Origin of the sequence: Hydrogenobaculum sp., assembly GCF_049967395.1 — a bacterium.
Taxonomy (GTDB): domain Bacteria; phylum Aquificota; class Aquificia; order Aquificales; family Aquificaceae; genus Hydrogenobaculum.
Map to the genome: position 1 here is coordinate 1 of NZ_JBMFST010000074.1, position 3,722 is coordinate 3,722.

5 protein-coding genes are annotated in these 3,722 nt (G+C 35.0%); 1 reads left to right on the plus strand and 4 read right to left on the minus strand.

Annotated elements, in window-relative coordinates:
- Positions 1 to 121: 121 nt before the first annotated feature.
- Genes ACP5S8_RS07830 through frr form a run of 4 tightly spaced genes read right to left on the minus strand, consistent with a single transcriptional unit; the run spans position 122 to position 3,174 of the window.
- The gene (locus tag ACP5S8_RS07830) at positions 122 to 1,195 is read right to left on the minus strand and encodes a sensor histidine kinase (protein ID WP_461876393.1); all 1,074 of its coding nucleotides are present in this window, start codon (positions 1,193 to 1,195) and stop codon (positions 122 to 124) included.
- Positions 1,176 to 1,844 (minus strand): response regulator transcription factor, encoded by a 669-nt coding sequence (locus ACP5S8_RS07835; RefSeq protein WP_461876394.1) that lies wholly within the window; start codon positions 1,842 to 1,844, stop codon positions 1,176 to 1,178. Before ACP5S8_RS07835 ends, ACP5S8_RS07830 begins: the two co-directional genes overlap by 20 nt.
- Entirely contained in the window at positions 1,841 to 2,629 is a 789-nt protein-coding gene (gene trpA, locus ACP5S8_RS07840; RefSeq protein WP_461876395.1) for a tryptophan synthase subunit alpha, read from the minus strand. Before trpA ends, ACP5S8_RS07835 begins: the two co-directional genes overlap by 4 nt.
- A complete protein-coding gene (gene frr, locus ACP5S8_RS07845; RefSeq protein WP_461871031.1) occupies positions 2,626 to 3,174 on the minus strand; it encodes a ribosome recycling factor in 549 nt (182 codons plus the stop codon). The genes trpA and frr overlap by 4 nt, the downstream gene beginning before the upstream one ends.
- 77 nt (positions 3,175 to 3,251) lie before the next feature.
- Here frr and ACP5S8_RS07850 point away from each other — a divergent pair.
- A partial coding sequence (locus tag ACP5S8_RS07850) for an AAA family ATPase (RefSeq protein ID WP_461876396.1) occupies positions 3,252 to 3,722 on the plus strand: 471 nt, incomplete at its 3' end.

Below are 3,722 nucleotides of genomic sequence, written 5' to 3' on the forward strand. Positions count from 1 at the left end.
TACTAGCTCTTCTAACTTATCAATCCTTTCCTCTACTGTCTTCATAAACTCCTCACTAAAAAGATAAATACTTTTTACCGAAAAAACAACTATCTATGACATAAACCATTCTAGTTTTTATTTACCATTCAAGTACTATCCTAAAAATACCGTTTTCGTATTTGGCTTTTACAAAGATGCCGTTTCTTTCACACAACGTTTTTACTATGTAAAGCCCGAGACCCAAACCTTCTTTTGATTCGTCTTCTCGGTAAAAAAGCTCAAAGATTCTCGATGTATCTGATATTGGCTCGCTTGGGTTTTCTACTATTAGCTTGGAGGCAGATATTTTCACATTTATAAAACCGTTTTCTTTGTTGTATTTCAAAGCGTTGTCGAAAATGTTTTCTATTATCATGGAAATATCCACAGGGTCTCCGTACACTTTAAGAGTTGTATTCTCTTCAAGATTTACGGTGATATTTTTTGATTCTAAAGAGTCTTCAAGGGCATCCAACACATCCTCTACGAAGGCGTTTATACTTAAAAGGGTTTCTTGGCTTGGTTTTGATATAAAAATAGATTTCACGCGCCCTATGGTATCTTCAATACGAGATATTGCATCTTTAGCCTTTTTGTCTTTTATATCAGAAAGCTTTAAAATACTAAGCGGTGTATTTATGGCATGCATGCTACCCTTTAGAACTATATCGAGCTTCTGGGTGTAGTCTTCTATGGGCTTTAAGAATATCCCCGCGAAAAGGTAAGACAGGCCAAAAACGAATAAAACCAGCACAAAAAACAACACACTTGCATAAAATATAAAGCGTTTTTCAGATTCTATAATATCTTCAACCGATGCTTTTAAAAAAACAGTGTATATTTTACCGTTGTATTCAAATCTATCTTTTAGCCTTATAGCTCTTTTGTCGTCTTTGTCAAGGTTATCTGCGCTGTAATAGACTTTGTTTTGGGATTTTATGAGTATGCTAAAACCAGGTGGCAGGCTAAAGTGCCTATGCTCTACGGCTTTTAAAAGAGCTACTTTGGCAAGCTCTTCAGAACGATTTTTTATAATTTCCTCGGCGTATCCAACGTATAGATTGTAAGTTATATAGTAAAAAAATCCCATTAAAAAGATAAATATGAAAGAATTTAAAAGTGCAAACTTTAATCTGGCGTTTATAAAAATATTTCTAAACAAGTCTGTAGCCAAGACCTGGGACGTTTCTTATAAGGTCTTTGTTCTCTTCTTTTAAAAGTTTTCTTAAAAGCTTAAGATGTGTCCTTATAGAGTCTTGACTTGGGGTTTCTGCCATATCCCAGCAGTTTTGCATAAGAGTTTCGTAAGATACAAGTTTTCCAGCTTTTAATATAAGAGTTTCCAATATACAGGCTAATTTTCTGGTGAGCTCTTTCTCTTCACCGTCTACTATAAGAATCTTCCTATCCATATCGTAAAGCACATTTTCTCTTAGCTTTACAACGCTTCCTTTTATATTGTGCTTTCTTCTTATTACAGCTTTAATACGAAGGATAAGCTCTTCTACGCTAAAGGGCTTTGTTATATAATCGTCTGCTAAACATTCTTCAAAACCTTTTGTCTTGGTGCTTAAATCTGCTATAGCGCTTATAAATATAATAGAAGCCTCTTTGTTTAGTTCCCTTATTTCTTTGCAAAGGTTTATACCGCTGTCTTTACCAAGCATTATATCAAGACATATCACGTCAAACTCTTCCGCTTTAAGATACAAAAGGGCATCTTGAGCGTTTTCAGCCCCTTCACACAAAAACCCATTTTCTTTTAACTTTTTGCACAAAAGCTCTAAAAGCGTCTTATCGTCTTCTACAACAAGCACTTTCATAGATAAGTAGCTTCAGAAAGCTTTTTAGTTTCTTCTTTCAACCCTTCTAAGCCCCTTTGTTTTAGGCTTTTAACAAAATGACTACCTACCACTACACCATCTACATAACGCTTTAGAGCATCTACATGCTCTTTTGTAGATATACCAAAGCCAAGGACTATGGGCTTATGACAATGTTCTTTATAAGCTTTTGCATATTCTTTTATGCTTTCTATTGGCAGTTTATCCCTAGCACCCGTTATACCTGTTATGGATACCATGTAAACAAAATCTGTAGACATCTTGCAAACGCTTTTTACCCTGTTGTTTTTAAAAGATGTGGGAGCCAAGAGCATCACAAGACTTAGGGATTTTTGTTCCAAGATATCTTTTACACCTTGAGCCTCTTCAGCTGGTAAATCGGGTATTATAAAACCATCTATTCCAGATTCTTTTGCTTCTTCAAAAAACTTATCAAGCCCTATCTTAAAAATAGGGTTAAAATACGTCATCAGTAAAAAGGGTTTATCTTTGTGCTTTGTTTTTAGGCTTTTAGAAAGATTAAATATATCTTTATGAGTGATGCCGTTTTGAAGGGCTACCGTGTGAGCCTCTTGAATAGTGGGTCCATCTGCCACCGGATCTGAAAAAGGAAAACCAATCTCTATCATATCAGAGCCGTTTTCCAAAAGTATATCAAAAGCTTTGTAAGAAGTTTCCAAGTCTGGATATCCAGCTACCATGTAAGAGAGTAAAGCTATTTTGTTTTTTTGTTTCAAAAGCTCAAAAACTTCTGTTATATTCATTTTAACTCCGTAATTTCTTTCTCCTTTGAAGAAGATAGGTTTGATATTTCATCTATATATTTGTCTGTAATTTTTTGGAGCTTATCGAGGGCTCTTTTTATCTCATCTTCAGATATGCCTTCCAAAGATTCTATCATTTCCTTTGCATCTCTTCTTATATTTCTTATTGCCACTTTTGCCTCTTCGGTGGTTTTATGCAAAAGCTTTACAAGTTCCTTACGCCTTTCTTGGGTAAGGGGCGGAAGCGTAATGCGCAGGGTGTTTCCTTGTCTTGCTGGGTTTAAAGAAAGCTGTTCCATGATAGCTTTTTCGATGGGGGATATGGCGTTTTGGTCCCAAACTTGTATGAGTATCTGGTTTGGCTCAGGCACACTCACATTACCAACCTGCTTTATAGGTACCCTAGAGCCATAATACTCTATCTTTATATCCTCCACCAGCGAGCTAGAAGCCCTACCAGTCCTAAAACCCGCCAATTCGCTCTTAAAATGGTTTATACTCTTTTTCATGCTCTCTTCAGCTTCTTTCAAGATATCCTCTATCATATTATCTATTATAAATCAAAAGCCTGTAATTTTTATGAAAAAATCATTGGCAGTTTGGCCAGTGTTATAATAATACTATGAAAAACTTGCCAATAGGTATACAAACTTTCAGCAAGATTATAGAAGATAACTATTATTACGTAGATAAAACAATGTTTGTTAAAAAGCTCCAAAACGGGGGATACTACTTTCTCTCTCGCCCCAGAAGATTTGGAAAATCTTTATTCTTAGACACACTAAAAGAAGCGTTTTCTGGCAACAAAGAGCTGTTTAAAGGGTTGTATCTGTATGATAATTGGGATTGGGATAAAAAATACCCTATTGTGAAGTTTGATTTAAGCCAAGCATCATCAAACACAGAAGAAAACCTGATAGAATCTTTAAATTCATTTTTAAAAGATATAGGAGAAATTCATGGTATAAAACTAAAGAAAAGGCTATTGCAATTAAGATTCCAAGAGCTCATCCAAAAGCTCTATGAAAAATACAATCAAAAAGTGGTGATACTAGTAGACGAATACGATAAGCCTATATTAGATGTTATAGAA